At 62.3% G+C, this 15,309-nt stretch carries 13 protein-coding genes; 7 read left to right on the forward strand and 6 right to left on the reverse strand.

Annotated features, from left to right (window positions below):
* The first annotated feature begins 8 nt into the window (after positions 1 to 8).
* Positions 9 to 1,088 carry a tRNA epoxyqueuosine(34) reductase QueG gene (queG, locus tag AB4O22_RS23860; RefSeq protein WP_003197215.1) on the forward strand — a complete coding sequence of 360 codons (1,080 nt, stop codon included), beginning with the start codon at positions 9 to 11 and terminating at the stop codon, positions 1,086 to 1,088.
* On the opposite strand, the gene AB4O22_RS23865 is transcribed toward queG, so the two are convergent.
* The gene (locus AB4O22_RS23865) at positions 1,070 to 1,684 is read right to left on the reverse strand and encodes a trimeric intracellular cation channel family protein (RefSeq protein WP_172681391.1); all 615 of its coding nucleotides are present in this window, start codon (positions 1,682 to 1,684) and stop codon (positions 1,070 to 1,072) included. The genes queG and AB4O22_RS23865 overlap by 19 nt on opposite strands.
* 223 nt (positions 1,685 to 1,907) lie before the next feature.
* Entirely contained in the window at positions 1,908 to 2,450 is a 543-nt protein-coding gene (orn, locus tag AB4O22_RS23870) for an oligoribonuclease (protein WP_003197208.1), read from the reverse strand.
* Between the two features lie 109 nt (positions 2,451 to 2,559).
* On the opposite strand from orn, the gene rsgA reads away from it, so the two are divergent.
* On the forward strand, positions 2,560 to 3,591 hold the full coding sequence (gene rsgA / locus AB4O22_RS23875; RefSeq protein ID WP_028237543.1) for a small ribosomal subunit biogenesis GTPase RsgA: 1,032 nt from the start codon (positions 2,560 to 2,562) through the stop codon (positions 3,589 to 3,591).
* 156 nt (positions 3,592 to 3,747) lie between these two features.
* Here the strand turns inward: rsgA and motB are convergent, their stop codons facing one another.
* Both motB and motA read right to left on the reverse strand, forming a co-directional pair.
* Positions 3,748 to 4,782: a flagellar motor protein MotB gene (gene motB / locus AB4O22_RS23880; RefSeq protein ID WP_223470960.1), complete on the reverse strand. Its 1,035-nt coding sequence runs from the start codon at positions 4,780 to 4,782 to the stop codon at positions 3,748 to 3,750.
* A 164-nt stretch (positions 4,783 to 4,946) separates the two neighbouring features.
* Positions 4,947 to 5,798, reverse strand: coding sequence for a flagellar motor stator protein MotA (gene motA, locus AB4O22_RS23885; RefSeq protein ID WP_003197198.1), 852 nt, complete (start codon positions 5,796 to 5,798; stop codon positions 4,947 to 4,949).
* Positions 5,799 to 5,964: 166 nt separating this feature from the next.
* On the opposite strand from motA, the gene AB4O22_RS23890 reads away from it, so the two are divergent.
* The 4 genes from AB4O22_RS23890 (at position 5,965) to AB4O22_RS23905 (ending at position 11,196) form a co-directional block, all read left to right on the forward strand.
* The gene (locus AB4O22_RS23890; protein WP_003197196.1) at positions 5,965 to 7,503 is read left to right on the forward strand and encodes an HDOD domain-containing protein; all 1,539 of its coding nucleotides are present in this window, start codon (positions 5,965 to 5,967) and stop codon (positions 7,501 to 7,503) included.
* A 42-nt stretch (positions 7,504 to 7,545) separates the two neighbouring features.
* Positions 7,546 to 8,361 (forward strand): rhodanese-like domain-containing protein, encoded by an 816-nt coding sequence (locus tag AB4O22_RS23895; protein WP_212795480.1) that lies wholly within the window; start codon positions 7,546 to 7,548, stop codon positions 8,359 to 8,361.
* Between the two features lie 19 nt (positions 8,362 to 8,380).
* Positions 8,381 to 9,241, forward strand: a complete 861-nt coding sequence (gene asd / locus AB4O22_RS23900) for an archaetidylserine decarboxylase (RefSeq protein ID WP_003197192.1) — start codon at positions 8,381 to 8,383, stop codon at positions 9,239 to 9,241.
* Between the two features lie 194 nt (positions 9,242 to 9,435).
* Positions 9,436 to 11,196, forward strand: coding sequence for a molecular chaperone (locus AB4O22_RS23905; RefSeq protein ID WP_223470962.1), 1,761 nt, complete (start codon positions 9,436 to 9,438; stop codon positions 11,194 to 11,196).
* Between the two features lie 161 nt (positions 11,197 to 11,357).
* On the opposite strand, the gene serB is transcribed toward AB4O22_RS23905, so the two are convergent.
* Positions 11,358 to 12,572, reverse strand: a complete 1,215-nt coding sequence (gene serB, locus AB4O22_RS23910) for a phosphoserine phosphatase SerB (protein WP_003197189.1) — start codon at positions 12,570 to 12,572, stop codon at positions 11,358 to 11,360.
* Between the two features lie 133 nt (positions 12,573 to 12,705).
* Between serB and AB4O22_RS23915 the strand changes: the two genes are divergently transcribed.
* Entirely contained in the window at positions 12,706 to 14,223 is a 1,518-nt protein-coding gene (locus AB4O22_RS23915; RefSeq protein WP_038859402.1) for an AhpA/YtjB family protein, read from the forward strand.
* 237 nt (positions 14,224 to 14,460) lie between these two features.
* Here the strand turns inward: AB4O22_RS23915 and AB4O22_RS23920 are convergent, their stop codons facing one another.
* Complete coding sequence (locus AB4O22_RS23920; RefSeq protein ID WP_003197185.1) at positions 14,461 to 15,165, reverse strand: PqiC family protein; 705 nt, start codon at positions 15,163 to 15,165, stop codon at positions 14,461 to 14,463.
* Positions 15,166 to 15,309 lie beyond the last annotated feature (144 nt).

Genomic DNA, 15,309 nt, shown 5'->3' on the forward strand with positions numbered 1-15,309 from the left:
CTCGCCTCATGCCTGCCATTCCCACAGACCTCCCCGCCCTCGCCCAATCCATCAAGGAGTGGGGCCGCGAGCTGGGCTTCCAGCAGGTCGGCATCAGCGGCCTGGACCTTGCCGAGCATGAGCAACACCTGCAACGCTGGCTCGATGCCGGCTACCATGGCGAAATGGACTACATGGGCGCCCACGGCAGCAAACGCTCGCATCCCGAGGAACTGGTGCCGGGTACGCTACGGGTGGTTTCCCTGCGCATGGACTACCTGTCGGGCGACACGCACATGGCGCAGATGCTCGGCCAACCGGAGAAAGCCTACGTCTCGCGTTATGCATTGGGCCGCGATTACCACAAATTGATCCGTAAACGTGTGCAGCAACTGGCAGAAAAAATTCAGGCGGTGATCGGTCCCTTTGGTTATCGCGCCTTCGTCGACAGCGCACCGGTCCTGGAAAAAGCCATCGCCGAACAGGCCGGCCTGGGCTGGATCGGTAAAAACACCCTGGTGTTGAACCGCAAGGCCGGCAGCTATTTCTTCCTGAGCGAGCTGTTTGTCGACCTGCCGCTACCGGTGGATCCACCCCATGCCAGCGAACATTGCGGAAAATGCACCGCGTGCCTGGACATCTGTCCTACGAATGCCTTCGTCGGGCCCTACGTACTCGATGCCCGCCGCTGCATTTCCTACCTGACCATCGAGCTGAAAAGCGCCATCCCCGAAGAACTGCGGCCGTTGATCGGCAACCGGGTGTTCGGCTGCGATGACTGCCAGATCGTCTGCCCATGGAACCGCTTCGCCCGGCCGTCCGGGGAAAGCGACTTCAAGCCACGGCACAACCTGGACAATGCCGGGCTGGCCGAGCTGTTCATGTGGGACGAAACGACGTTCCTGAGCAGCACCGAAGGCTCGCCGCTGCGCCGCGCCGGTTACGAGCGCTGGCTGCGCAACCTGGCAGTGGGCCTGGGTAATGCGCCGTCAACGATTCCCGTGCTGCAAGCGCTGGAGGCGCGGCGCGACTACCCGTCGGAGCTGGTGCGCGAGCACGTGGAGTGGGCGTTGCGGCAACATGCCGAGCGTCAAGCCTCGTCGTTGTAGACGAACTTCGGCATTTCCCAGTGAAAACGGATCGCCAGGAGCCGCAGCAGGAAACCGCCGAACAAAGTGATGAGGATCGCCTGTTCGCTTGGCAGTTGCAGGAAGACGCACAGCAGATAACACCACGCAGCGGCAAACGAAACGCTGGCGTAGAGCTCCCGACGGAAGATCAACGGAATATCGTTGCAGAAGATGTCCCGCAGAATGCCGCCGAACACCCCAGTGATCACTCCGCTGACCGACGCCACCAGCATGCCATGGCCCATTTCCAGGGCCGTCATGCAGCCGATCAGGGTGAACGCCACCAGCCCCGCGGCGTCGAGCACCAGGAACAATGAACGCAGATGGCGCATCCAGCGCGCCAGGAACACCGTCAACATCGCTGCGGCAGTGGTCAGCACCAGATATTCGGGGTGCTTGACCCACGTGAGCGGGTAATGCCCGAGCAGCACGTCACGCACCGAACCGCCACCCAGCGCCGTGACACAGGCGATCAGCACCACGCCGAACCAGTCCATACCCCGACGCCCGGCAGACAAGGCGCCAGTCATGGCTTCAGCGGTGATGGCGATCAGATAAAGCATCAGCAACATGATGGCGGTCCTTACGAGAAGGCGCGCAGTCTAGCCATTTCGGGCAGGCACCAAAAGAGGGCAGCCATCGACCAAGCCAAACAAGGAATCTGTGGTCAGGATATCCGTGGGAGCAAGGCTTGCCCGCGATGAAGGCGATGCGGTCTTCCAGGGACCGAGTCGCCTGTTTCGCGAGCAAGCTTTGCTCCCACAAATCCCCGCGCCACAAGAGCGCCGTGCGCTTCAATCAGAACTTGATGAAGTGCTTACGGTAATGCTGCAACTCGGCAATGGACTCGCGGATGTCGTCCAGGGCCAGGTGGCTGCCGCCCTTCTGGAAACTGTCGCGTACTTGCGGTGCCCAGCGGGCGGCCAGTTCCTTGAGGGTGGAGACGTCCAGGTTGCGGTAGTGGAAGTAGCTTTCCAGGGATTTCATGTGGGTGTACAGGAAGCGACGATCCTGGCAGATGCTGTTGCCGCAGATCGGCGACTTGCCCTTGGGCACCCACTGCTCCAGGAAGGCGATGGTCTGGGCTTCGGCCTCGGCCATGCTGATCTTGCTCTCGCGCACCCGCTGGGTCAGGCCCGAGCCGCCGTGCTGGCGAGTGTTCCACTCGTCCATGCCGGCCAGGATCTCGTCGCTGTGATGGATCGCGATGACCGGGCCTTCGGCCAAGGTGTTGAGGTCGCTGTCGGTGACGATGGTGGCCATTTCGATGATGACGTCGGTGTCCGGGTTCAGACCGGTCATTTCCAGGTCGATCCAGATCAGGTTCTGCGGGTTTTGCATAGGGAAGCTCCTCGGCGTAGCCACGCAGTTTAGCCTAGGCCGCCCCTTGGGCGTGCTAAACTCGCGGCCGTTTTACCCTATTCGCTGCATTTCTTCATACGGAACACCCATGGCCAAACGCCAACTCAATCGTCGTCAAAACTGGCGCATCGAAAAGATCCAGGGCGAGCGCGCCGCCCGCGCCGCCAAACGCGAATCCAGTGCTGTCGAAGCCCTGGAGGGTGGCGACCTGGGCCCTGAACAGACTGGCCTGGTGATCGCCCACTTCGGCGTGCAGGTCGAGGTCGAGGCCCGGGAAGGCGAACTGGCCGGCCAAGTGTTCCGCTGCCACTTGCGCGCCAACCTGCCGGCGCTGGTGACGGGCGATCAGGTCGTCTGGCGTGCCGGCAACCAGGGCATCGGCGTGATCGTCGCGCAATTGCCGCGCCACACCGAACTGTGCCGTCCAGACAGCCGGGGCCAGCTCAAGCCCGTGGCCGCCAACGTCGACATGATCGTCATCGTGTTCGCCCCGCTGCCCGAACCCCACGCCAACCTGATCGACCGTTATCTGGTGGCCGCCGAACACGCCGGCATCCGTCCGTTGTTGCTGCTCAACAAATTCGACCTGATCGACGAGCACAACGCCCCGGCGCTGAACGCCCTGCTGTCGGTCTATCGGGATCTGGGTTACCCGGTGCTGGAAGTCTCGGCCCACCACGGCAACGGCATGGAGCAATTGCAACAGCAACTGGACGGGCGCATCAGTGTGTTCGTCGGCCAGTCCGGCGTCGGCAAGTCATCGCTGGTCAACAGCCTGCTGCCGGACGTCGAGACGCGCGTCGGGCCGTTGTCCGAGCTGTCCGGCCAGGGCACCCACACCACCACCACCGCGCGGCTGTTCCACTTCCCCGGCGGCGGTGAATTGATCGACTCACCGGGCATCCGCGAGTTCGGCCTGGGCCACGTCAGCCGGGCCGATGTGGAAGCCGGGTTCATCGAGTTCAATGAGCTGATCGGCACCTGCCGCTTCCGCGACTGCAAGCACGACCGCGAGCCCGGGTGTGCCCTGCTCAAGGCGCTGGAAGAAGGTCGCGTGCATCAGCAGCGGATGAACAGCTACCGCTCGATCATCGCCAGCCTGCCGGAAAGCAGTTACTGACCCCGGTTGGAAAATCGTTCCCACGCTCTGCGTGGTAACGCATCCGGTGACGCTCTGCGTCACAAGGGACGCTCTGCGTCCCGGGCGACATTCCCACGCAGAGCATGGGAACGATCAGACAAAAAAGCCGACAATGATGTCGGCTTTTTTTGTGGGTCACTGTGCCGGCGGCTCGACCGGCTTGGGCGCCGCGTCGAACAGGTTCAGGCGTTCGCGCAGCTCATGGGCCGGCACGGGTTGCTGATCCGCTGGCAAGGCGTTCGGATCAACCGCAGCCCCAGGCGTGGCCGGCACTTCACCCGGCGCGCCCAGGCCCTGGGCCGGATCCGGTGCAGGGTCATCGGTTTGCGAACCTTCGATGGCTTGCTGGGCCTTCTTGGTCAACACCACGATATCGATACGTCGGTTGACCGGGTTGAACGGGTCCTTGCGATCGAACAACGCCGAGGATGCGTAACCCACCACCCGCGCCACCTGCTCGTCCGGATAACTGCCAGCCACCAGGGCGCGACGTGCCGCGTTGGCACGGTTGGCGGACAGCTCCCAGTTGCCGAAATCACCTTTGCCGACGTAGGGCTTGGCATCGGTATGACCGCTGATGCTGATCTTGTTCGGCACCGCCTTGATGGTGTCGGCCATGGCCAGCAGGATGTCTTCGAAATAAGGTTTCAGGCGCGCACTACCCGAGTCGAACATCGGCCGGTTCTCGGCGTCCATGATCTGGATGCGCAAGCCGTTCGGCGTGATCTCGAACAGGATCTGGTCCTTGAATTTCTGCAGTTGCGGGTTCTCTTCGACCTTGTTCTGCAATTCCTGCAGCAACAATTCCAGGCGTTCGCGCTCGATCTGCTCGGCCATGCCTTCGACCTGCTCGGTGTCCGTCGTCACCTTGTCGGGCTGGGGCTGGGATTTGACTTCGGGGTTGAGGGTCGTATCCGGTGCCAGGGTCGGTGATCCGCCCAGGTCGATGATGTAAGGCGTGCCGCTTTCAGTAAAACCGACCGGGTCCTTGAAGTAACCGGCGATGGCGATCTTCTGTTCCGGGGTTGCCGTGGACAGCAGCCACAGCACCAGGAAGAACGCCATCATCGCCGTCGCGAAGTCGGCGAAGGCGATTTTCCAGGCGCCCCCGTGATGCCCCGCGGCGATGCGCTTGACGCGCTTGATTATAATCGGCTGGTTATTTTCCATGACCTAGGTGCTCTGCTTCACAAATACTGTTCCATTTTGACGGTGCCTGTTGCTGCCATACGGCGTTGCCGCTCCTCGCCATAGCGGGCTATGACTCGTCGCGGCGCCTTGTCTGGCAGCAACAGCCACTCGCCAAAAAAGGAACGTATTTGCAAAGCAAAGCACTAACGACCGCGAACCGCTTGTTCCAGCTCGGCGAAGCTTGGACGGTGCGCCGGGTACAGGACCTTGCGACCGAACTCCACCGCCAGCGATGGCGGCATGCCGGAGGCCGAGGCCACCAGGGAAGCCTTGATGGCTTCGTAGACGTTGAGTTCTTCCTTGGCGTCGTGGGCCAGGGAGTGGGCCAGCGGGCCGAAGAAACCGTATGCGGCCAAAATACCGAAGAAGGTACCCACCAGTGCCGCACCAACGTGCAAGCCGATGGACTTCTGGTCGCCGTCGCCCAGGGACGCCATGGTCACCACGATACCCAATACCGCCGCGACGATACCGAAGCCAGGCATGGCGTCGGCGATACCGGTGACCGCGTGGGATGGATGCTCCAGATCTTCCTTGAGGCTGTACAGCTCCATGTCGAAGAGGCCTTCGAGTTCATGGGGCGCCATGTTGCCGGACGACATGATGCGCAGGTAATCACAAATGAACGCCGTCATGCGAGCGTCCTTGAGTACCGCAGGGTACTTGGCGAAAATCGGGCTGGCGGCAGCGTCTTCGATATCGCCTTCGATCGCCATCATGCCTTCACGGCGGCTCTTGTTGAGGATCTCGTAGATCAGGCCCAGCACTTCGAGGTAGAAGGTGTGGCTGAAACGCGAACTGAACATGCCCAGGGATTTCTTGAGCACGTGCATCGTCATGTAGCCGGGGTTGGCCTGCAGGAATGCACCGAGGGCCGCGCCACCGATGATCATCACCTCGAAAGGTTGGATCAGGGCGGCAATCTTGCCATGGGAAAGCACGTATCCGCCGAGCACGCTCGCGAACACGACGATGATGCCGATAATTTTAGCCATAGATAGAAAGTACTTATTTAAGTCGGGTTCAAGGTCATATTCGGAAGCTGAAAAATCTCTTCTTCTACTTATCGGCAAAACTGCGCCAGACTATAGGCTGTTCTGGCGAAAAGCCAATTTGCCCCGTTCCGGGCGTAGAGAATTCATACGATGATCACGTCCAGCCATGACTAACGAAACGAAGGTTCCAACGCCACGACCGACCACCCTCGAAGGCTGGGTGAAGCTGCTCGATGGCGTGCACCTGCCGGTGCCCCAGGCCAGCCATGACCTGGTCTGCAAGGCCATTGCCGACAGCCGCCGCTCGTTGCGTGACATCGCCGAATTGATGCAGGACAGCCCCGCGCTGGCCCTGAGCGTTATCCGCGAGGCCAACCATCACACCCATGGCAGCCTTGCGGAACCTGCGGAAAATCTCGAAGTGGCCATCAACCGCCTCGGTCTCAAGCGTACCGAGGAACTGCTCGCTCGTCTGCCGTCGTTGCCAGGGCACGAAATCCCCATCGCCTTGCGCCAGCTGCAATTGATCAGCCAACACGCCACGCAGCAGGCCAATGGCTTTTTTGCCAGCCGCCTGGCGCGACTGTGGCAGGACATTCACTGGGGCAGCCTGTTGTTTCTCTCGCCGCTCTGGCCACTGGCCCTGACTCACCCGCGGTTGCTGGGGGAGTGGGAATTGCGGGTCGTCCACAAAGGCGAGCCCGCGCGCAAGGTAGAGCGCGAATTGTTCGGCGTCAGCCTGATGAAAATCTGCCTGGCGCTGGCAGAGACCTGGCGCCTGCCGATCTGGGTGACGCAAGGTTATCGCCTGCTGCTCAATGAACGCCGCGAGCTGGTGCAGGTTCTGCGCATCGCCCGGGACAGCGAGCACCCGCTGCGCCAGCAGAATCGCCTGGACGACGACCCAACCCTGCGGCGCTGGCTCAATCAACCGGCCAACACCGTGTTGCTGGCCAACGGCCTGGCACTCTCAGCGCAACAGGCCTGGGACGGCCCCCACAGTGCTCGCTGGCAATACCTCACCAGTTTGTACCTGCAGATGCCGATGGATGAGGTTCAGCAACAGCTGCACCAACAAGCCGTCACCAGCGCCCGTCATGACGCCATGCCAGACCTCTGGCATCCGGCCGTGGCGTTGCTCTGGCCCTGGGGCAGCCGTCGCATCCACCCCGGCTTGCTACCTGCCCCCCCACCCAGCGCCGAGGACCTGAGCCAGTGGCGCAAGCAATGTTCCGCACTGCTGGTGGAACCGAGCCCCTTCAGCAATGCCATGCACCTGACCACCTCGGCACGGGACGTGTTGGTGGCCTGCGGCATGCGCCGGGTGATGATCCTGATGGCCGACCGCAACCAGACCAGCGTGCGCGTACACCAGACCGCCGGCCTGCCCAAAGAAGCCGCGGCCATGAGCTTTACCATCAGCCAGAGCAAAATAGTACAGCGGTTGCTGGCCCAGCAGGCCCAGGTTCGCCTGAACCCGGACAACAACGCGCAGTTTTCGGCGCTGCTGCCACCGGGCCTGCGCAGCCTGTTCCGCGGGGAGCACCTGCTGCTGCGCTCGCTGACCTGCAATGGCCGGGTAATCATGCTGGTGGTGGTGGACCAGGGCGGCGGGCCGTTCTCGGACGTGACCGTACAAGCCTTCGGCAAAACCGTGCAATGCATCGAACGGGCCCTGCATACCTTTACCAACCGCGGCCGCTGAACTTGCTACAATCTTTTCCCTTTGCGCCCCTGGAGACCTCACATGCCTGACTTCTCTGGCTTGCCGCTGGTGATCGAGCCGAGCGAGCTGCTGCCGCGCCTCGACGCCCGCGAACTGATTCTGGTGGACCTGACCAGCGCCGCCCGCTACAGCACCGGCCATATCCCTGGCGCACGCTTCGTCGACCCCAAGCGTACCCAGCTCGGTCAACCGCCGGCGCCGGGCCTGCTGCCGGCCAAAGCCGACCTCGAAGCCCTGTTCGGCGAGCTCGGACACAACCCCGATGCGGTCTACGTGGTCTATGACGATGAAGGCGGCGGCTGGGCCGGGCGGTTTATCTGGCTGCTGGACGTGATCGGCCATTCAAACTACCACTACCTCGACGGCGGCTTGCTGTCGTGGCTGGACGAAGGCCTGCCGGTGTCCGTCGAAGTGCCTGCGCCCGTCGCAGGCCCGGTCAGCCTGACGCTGCACGAAGCCCCCACCGCCACCCGCGAGTACCTGCAAAGCCGCCTCGGTGCTGCCGACCTGGCGATCTGGGACGCTCGCGGCCCGCTGGAGTATTCCGGCGAGAAAGTCGTCGCAGCCCGAGGCGGACACATTCCCGGCGCGGTCAATTTCGAATGGACTGCCGGCATGGACCAAGCGCGCAACCTGCGCATCCGCAAGGACATGCCGCAAATCCTCGAACAATTGGGCATCACGCCTGACAAAGAAATCATCACCCACTGCCAGACTCACCACCGCTCCGGCTTCACCTACCTGGTGGCCAAGGCGCTCGGTTATCCACGAGTCAAAGGCTATGCCGGTTCCTGGGGTGAATGGGGCAACCACCCTGACACACCCATCGAGCTTTGAAGGTTCTTAAGGACAGTTAATGAAAAACCGTTTGTTCATCCTCACTCAATACCTGCTGCCCCACCACCTGCTGTCGCGGTTGGCCGGCTGCATTGCCGAATGCCGCGTGCGCTGGTTCAAGAACGCCTTCACCGCATGGTTTGCCAAGCGCTACCAAGTGGACATGTCCCAGGCACTGGTGGAAGACCTGACTGCCTACGAGCACTTCAACGCCTTCTTCACCCGCGCCCTGAAAGACGGCGCACGCCCGCTGGACGATACCCCGGGCGCGATCCTCAGCCCCGCCGACGGTGCCGTCAGCCAGCTCGGCCCGATCGAGCACGGCCGGGTCTTCCAGGCCAAGGGCCACAGCTTCAGCGTGCTGGAGCTGCTCGGCGGTGATGCGGCCAACGCGGCGCCGTTCATGGGCGGCGATTTCGCCACCATCTACCTCTCCCCCAAGGACTATCACCGCGTGCACATGCCACTGGCCGGCACCCTGCGGGAGATGGTCTACATCCCTGGGCGGATTTTCTCGGTCAACCAGACCACCGCCGAAAACGTTCCGGAGCTGTTCGCCCGCAACGAGCGCGTGGCGTGCATTTTCGACACCGAACGCGGGCCGATGGCCGTGGTGCTGGTGGGCGCGATGATCGTAGCGTCCATCGAAACCGTCTGGGCCGGACTGGTCACTCCACCCAAGCGCCAGCTGAAAACCTTCCGTTATGACGAAGCCGCCCGCGCGCCGATTCATCTGGAAAAAGGCGCCGAACTGGGTCGTTTCAAGCTGGGTTCGACAGCCATCGTGCTGTTCGGTCCGGACCAGGTGAAATGGGCCGAAGGCCTGGTGGCCGGTTCGCCCGTACAGATGGGCCAGGGCCTGGCACTGCCAAAGGCCTGAGTACAAAATCATCCCCTGTGGGAGCGAGCTTGCTCGCGATGACGCCAGGACAGTCGATACCGATGCGACTGATACATCGCCATCGCGAGCAAGCTCGCTCCCACAGGTATCCAAATAGATAGGGCACTTCTTTCAGCCACAACTGCTAGAGTTGGAAACATCACGTTTATTTCCCGCCGGAGCCCGTACACGGCATGAATGAGACCAGCCCTCTCCAGCTATTGCGCGTCATGACCCCGACGCAAGCACGCTTGTCGTTCTGCGACGCCACGCCACGGGACCTCAAGCGCTGGATCGCCAACCTGCCCAAGGCCAACATCGGCGAAACAGCTCGCCTTTTGTACCAAGCCCTTGGCGAACTCAATCAACTGCTCACGCCCAGCGACAATCGCCTGCAACTGCTCGAGCTGCTGCGGCCCGAGGTGTATTACGTCTGCAAGCACCTGGAGCGGCACTTCCTGCAACAGGCCATCGTGCTGGATGAACGCTCGCGCAAGATCGTCAATCTGTGCCAGGCGCTGCAAACCCAGCTGGCGATGGGCTACAAACAGATCGTGGCGCGTATCGCGTCGAAATACACCAAGGACCGGGCCCGTTTGCTGAGCACCGCGCTGCAACGGGCGATGCATGCCCTCAATGGCCCGCTGCTGCGCGCCAGTCAGTTGTACAGCCCAGTGCCTGAAGGACTGTGGCTCGATTTGCATCAGTTGTACCGGATCGCCTGCCTGCACCGGTTGCAGCACCTGAGCGTGAGTGACGAACTGGCGAGCCAGGTTCATCAATTGAACCCCGAACAGACCTATGTCGTTGCCTTGTTGCTGGGAGCGTCACGCAGCAATCAGCTGCGCCAGAGCCAAATCGGGTGGCTGACCCAGGCGCTGGAGTCCTGGAGTCAGTGGGTCAAGCTCGATCCCACCTCCAGCGCTGCCAGCCTGTTCGCGGTCGCTCCGGAGCTGGATGTCGGGCCACGCTACCGCTCCAAGTTCCGCGCAGAACAGCAGCCGACCTTGCAGGGCTTCGATCCACAGCCCCTGGTGCGCGCAATCGCCACGCACCTGGAACAACCCGCCGAGCATAGCCTGCCAGTACCGGGCGGCATGAGCGTCGACACCTTGCATCACCTGCAAGCCGCCTGGGGCGAAGCGGCCGAACGCAGCTTCCAGCGCACCGAGGGCAACGGCGCGCTGACCCTGTGCGTGGGCATGAGCGCGCTGCACTACTACCTCGGCGGCGAGCGCTCTTTCAACGAGATACTGAAAAGCCCCGGCACCCGCAAGGCCCGCTTCGAAGCCTCGCCAAGCAAGACAAGCGACACTTGGAAGCAAGCGTTCGACGCCGCCCCCGCCGGCGACAGCGACCTGCTGCCCTATGAAGAAATCGAGTACCCGGTCAACCCGGCCGATGACGATGGCACCAGCTCCGACAACCAGCATCACTTCCCCACCTACGACCTGCCAATCATCAACCACAGCCCCGGCGGCTACTGCCTCGGCTGGCCCAAGGAAGTGCCGGAACAACTGCAAGCCGGGGAAATGATCGGCATCCGGGACACCAGCGACCAAGCCTGGAGCGTTGCCGTGGTGCGCTGGATCCGACAAGTGCGCAACGGCGCCATGCAAATGGGCATCGAGCTGGTCGCACCGCATGCCCAGCCTTGCGGGCTGCAACTGGTCCGGGAAGAAAATGAGCACGGTCACTACCTGCGCGGGCTGTTACTCCCCGAGATCAGCGCCATTGATCTCCCCCCCACCATGATCGCCCCGCGCCTGCCGTTCCAGGAGGGCCAGCACGTGCTGATCAATACCAACGGCCAGGAACGCCGCGCCGGCCTCGACCGCCGGGTCACCAGCACCCACAGCTTCAATCAGTTTGCTTATCACCCGGAAGACTCAACCACCAACGGGGATGGCGGCGAACAAGAAGGGAATTTTGATTCGTTGTGGAAGTCACTGTAGGCAGCCAACGCGTAACCCTTTGTGAAGAGAGAATTCTCTGTGGGAGCAAAGCTTGCTCGCGATGCTGGCACCGCGGTTCTTTTATAGACCGCGTTATCGTTTATCGCGGGCAAGCCTTGCTCCCACAGCTAGATCTCCTCGCCACAAAGATTGCGACAGACTCAGAGCTGCCCGTCACGATCCCTGAAGCCCAACAGGTACAACACCCCATCCAGCCCCAAGGTTGAAATCGCCTGCCTGGCCGATTGCTTGACCAGCGGCTTGGCGCGAAACGCCACGCCCAGGCCCGCTATCGCCAGCATCGGCAAGTCGTTGGCACCGTCGCCCACGGCGATGGTCTGTTCCAGGCGCAGGCCTTCTTTTTCTGCCAGTTCACGCAGCAGGTCCGCCTTGCGCTGGGCATCGACGATCGGCTCGACGGCCACGCCGGTCACCTTGCCATCCACCACTTCCAGTTCGTTGGCGAACACGTAGTCGATGCCGAGCTTGGCCTGCAGCTGCTTGGCGAAGTAGGTGAAGCCGCCGGACAGGATGGCGGTCTTGTAGCCCAGGCGCTTGAGTTCGGCGAACAGCGTCTCGGCGCCTTCGGTCAGGCGCAGCGAAGCTCCAATGGAATCCAGCACGCTGACGTCCAGCCCCTTGAGCAGCGCCAGGCGCTCCTTGAAGCTGGCGCGAAAATCCAATTCGCCAGCCATGGCTCGCTCAGTGATGGCCGAGACCTTGTCGCCCACGCCGGCCGCCTTGGCCAGTTCGTCGATGACTTCGGCTTCGATCAGCGTCGAGTCCATGTCGAACACCGCCAGGCGGCGGTTACGGCGGAACAGCGAATCTTCCTGGAAGGCGATGTCGACGTTCAGTTCCTGGGCCACGCTGAGGAACTCGGCACGCAACGCCTGGGGATCCGCCGGCTCGCCGCGCACCGAAAACTCGATGCAACCCTTGCCCTTGTCGTCCGGGGTGTCCAGCGGCATGCGCCCGGACAATCGGTCGATATGGTCGATGTTCAGGTCATATTTGGCGGTGATCGAACTGACACGCTGCAACTGCTCGGCGGTAACCTTGCGGGTCAACAGGGTAACGATGTGGCGCTTCTTGCCCTGGCCGGCCACCCAATGTCGGTAATCGTCCTCGGACACCGGGGTGAAGCGCACCTGTTGGTCGAGCTTGTAGGCGGTGAACAGGATGTCCTTGAGCACCGACTTGCCTTGTTCGGCGTCCGGGATTTCAACCAGGATGCCGAACGACAACGTGTCGTGGATCACCGCCTGACCGATGTCGAGAATGTTCACACCACCCTGGGCCAGAACGCCGGTAATGGCCGCAGTCAGACCCGGACGGTCGCTGCCAGTGATGTTTATCAGGACGATTTCGCGCAAGGCGCACCCCCGCAGGTGGAAAAAAACCGCATTCTACCCACATTCAGTGACCATCGGGCACCGCCAGTGCTTTGCCGGTCATGGGGCTGTCGCTATACTGCGCGTCAATTTCACGGACAAAGAGCCGAGCTCAGTGAACCGGCCCACGCCAGTCAAAACCGACAACTTCTTCCTGCTGATCTTCCGTGCACTGCGTCACCGTCGTGTGCCGATAGCATTGCGCATTGCCAGCCATAACGTGATCTTGGTCGCCCTGGCCCTGGTCATCTACGCCTGCGTGATGGGCTTGCAGTTCAAGCAGGCGATGCACGAGCAGGCCGACGCCCTGGGTGAAAGCCTGACCACCCAGACCGCCACGTCCGCCACCGAGCTGCTGGTGTCCAACGACATCCTCAGCCTCAACGTGCTGCTCAACAACCTGACCAAGAACAAACTGGTGGCCCACGCCGCCATCTACAGCGTGGACAACCGCATCCTCGCCGAGGCCGGCCAGCGTCCCAAGCCAGGCCTGCTGGGCGAGTCCGGCGGCATGTACCAGAGCAAGATCACCTTCCAGGACGTGACCGCCGGGCAGCTGCGCATCAGCCTGGACATGGACCAGTTCCAGCAACCGATGACCATCAGCCTGCAAAGCATGGGTATCCTCAGCGCGATCCTGCTGGCACTGGCACTGGCCTTGAGCCTGCGCCTGGGGCGGCACATCTCCACGCCGCTGTTGCAATTGCGCGTCTGGCTGCGGGACATCGACGAACACACGCCAGCCACCCAGCGCCAGGACGAAATCGGCGATCTGGCCCGGCAACTGCACGCCAGCTTCGCGCCGGAGCCTGAGCCCGTGCCGGAACCTGAAGACATCGACTACGTGGACGACGACGATGCCGAGCCGGGCTTCGAAGTGCGTAACCTGCGCGACCCGGGCTTCGATGAAAGCCAGCCAATGCCTGCTTCCAAACCGGCTCCACGCCACGTGGTACGCACGGTTGAAGACGATGAAGACGACGACGCGTTTGCCGACCTGCGGGACGAGTCAGTCGATGGAACACCTCAACCGGTCGTCAGGCCAGTCGCCTCGAACCTGCCCCAGCACAGTGCCGTACTGGCCGTGCAACTGGGCGCCCAGGACCAACTGCGCCGCCTGCCCCAGGCGCGCCTGAAGGAATTGCTCGAGCGCTACCGCGACTGCCTCGACCAGGCCGCATCGCTCTATCAGGGCGAACTGCACACCCTGAACGATGGCAGCACGCTAATGCTGTTTCACACCGAAGACAGCGGTGACGACTACCTGACCAACGCCATTTGCTGCGGTGAGTTGCTGCGCGCCTTGGGCCACCAGTTGCAGATCGAAGTCGCCGACAGCGGCATCACCCTGCAACTACAATTGGGCCTGACCCTGGGCGATGGCTTGTTTGGCCTGAGCCAGATCGACCTGCTGCTGACCGAAACCGCCCAGGACGCCCTGGCACTGTCGCAACACAGCCGCAACCTGCTGCTGGTGGAGCGCAAGATCAACGATGACGCCCTGATCCGCCAGCGCGCTCGCATCCGCCCCATCGCCAGCCCCGAAGGCGCGTGCTGCGTGGAACGCTTGATGGAACCTTATCCATCAATGCTGGAGCGGCAGTTGGCGCGGATGCATGAGCGCCAGGCCTGAGCCTCAGGACTTGAAATGACGAAGCCCGCAGATGAGTGATTGTCTGCGGGCTTTTTTGTTGCCTTTAGCGCCGCCATCGCGAGCAAGCTCGCTCCCACATTGGATATGTGGCTGCAGGATCCTCCTGTGGGAGCGAGCTTGCTCGCGATGAGGCCGGTACAGGCACCGGAAAACCCAACCGGCAGAAACAACAAAGCCCGCTTCAACGCGGGCTTTGTTTTGCATCCAGTCCTGGCGTCAGAACCTGAACACTTCCATGTCCGTACGAATCGGCAAGGCCATGGGGATCTTGTCCTTATCCTTTTCTACCGGCTTGGCCGGGGCGGGAGCGGCCTTGCGTGGGACTTCTGCGACAGGTGGCTGGTTGGCCAGGGGCTTGAGCGACACGGACAGCTGTTCGGCCAGGCGTTGCAGGAGCACGCCCTGGGCCTGGACCTGTGCCGCCGTGGTGCCGGCATGTTGCTCTTGCAGATGAACGATGCGGTTCTCACGCACCTTGCCACGACGGTCGATCAACCGCCATTGGGCATCGAGCACTGCCGGCTGGGCTTTACCCGAGTCCAGGCGGGTAATCGACAGCAGCACCTGTACATCCGGGGTGAAGCCTTGGGTCGCGGGTGCCAGCACTACACGCTGGCTGTCCAGATGCCCGGCGACCTGGCGCAGCAGCAACTGATCGATGTCGGAAGACAGGCTGCCAGCCCAACGACCGTCAGTGGCGGCCTGCAGGCTGCCGTCCGGTTGGCGTTGCAATAAGGTTTCGCGTTGCAGGTAGTCGGCGATCAGGACCGGCCCCAGCAATACAGCCATGCCTGTGCTTTGCGCAGGCTGGGCCGGGGTTCCGCTGTCCAGTTGGTACAGCGACACCGGCTGGTTCATGCTGCAGCCCGCCAGGCCAAGCAGGCCGGCGAGCCACAAAATAGGGAGGCGCAGAGCAGTCATCGTTCCGTCCAGGTGGCAGCCACAAGGCTTACCACAGTGAAAAAATACTCGGTCATTATGAAGAACGCTCGGCCACGCCGGCGCTTGAAAGGGCCTATCATCCGTGAATATGCGCGCCGACTCCAGCGCGAAAGTATCGATCTG

Source organism: Pseudomonas sp. S3_B11 (assembly GCF_054667715.1).

What these genes read in the sequence shown, in the direction of transcription:
- queG (WP_003197215.1), top strand. Translation starts at nt 9, where the DNA reads ATGCCTGCCATTCCCACAGACCTCCCCGCCCTCGCCCAATCCATCAAG.
- motA (WP_003197198.1), bottom strand. Translation starts at nt 5,798, where the DNA reads ATGGCTAAAATTATCGGCATCATCGTCGTGTTCGCGAGCGTGCTCGGC.
- asd (WP_003197192.1), top strand. Translation starts at nt 8,381, where the DNA reads ATGAAAAACCGTTTGTTCATCCTCACTCAATACCTGCTGCCCCACCAC.
- AB4O22_RS23905 (WP_223470962.1), top strand. Translation starts at nt 9,436, where the DNA reads ATGAATGAGACCAGCCCTCTCCAGCTATTGCGCGTCATGACCCCGACG.
- AB4O22_RS23920 (WP_003197185.1), bottom strand. Translation starts at nt 15,165, where the DNA reads ATGACTGCTCTGCGCCTCCCTATTTTGTGGCTCGCCGGCCTGCTTGGC.
- AB4O22_RS23890 (WP_003197196.1), top strand. Translation starts at nt 5,965, where the DNA reads ATGACTAACGAAACGAAGGTTCCAACGCCACGACCGACCACCCTCGAA.
- AB4O22_RS23895 (WP_212795480.1), top strand. Translation starts at nt 7,546, where the DNA reads ATGCCTGACTTCTCTGGCTTGCCGCTGGTGATCGAGCCGAGCGAGCTG.
- rsgA (WP_028237543.1), top strand. Translation starts at nt 2,560, where the DNA reads ATGGCCAAACGCCAACTCAATCGTCGTCAAAACTGGCGCATCGAAAAG.
- orn (WP_003197208.1), bottom strand. Translation starts at nt 2,450, where the DNA reads ATGCAAAACCCGCAGAACCTGATCTGGATCGACCTGGAAATGACCGGT.
- motB (WP_223470960.1), bottom strand. Translation starts at nt 4,782, where the DNA reads ATGGAAAATAACCAGCCGATTATAATCAAGCGCGTCAAGCGCATCGCC.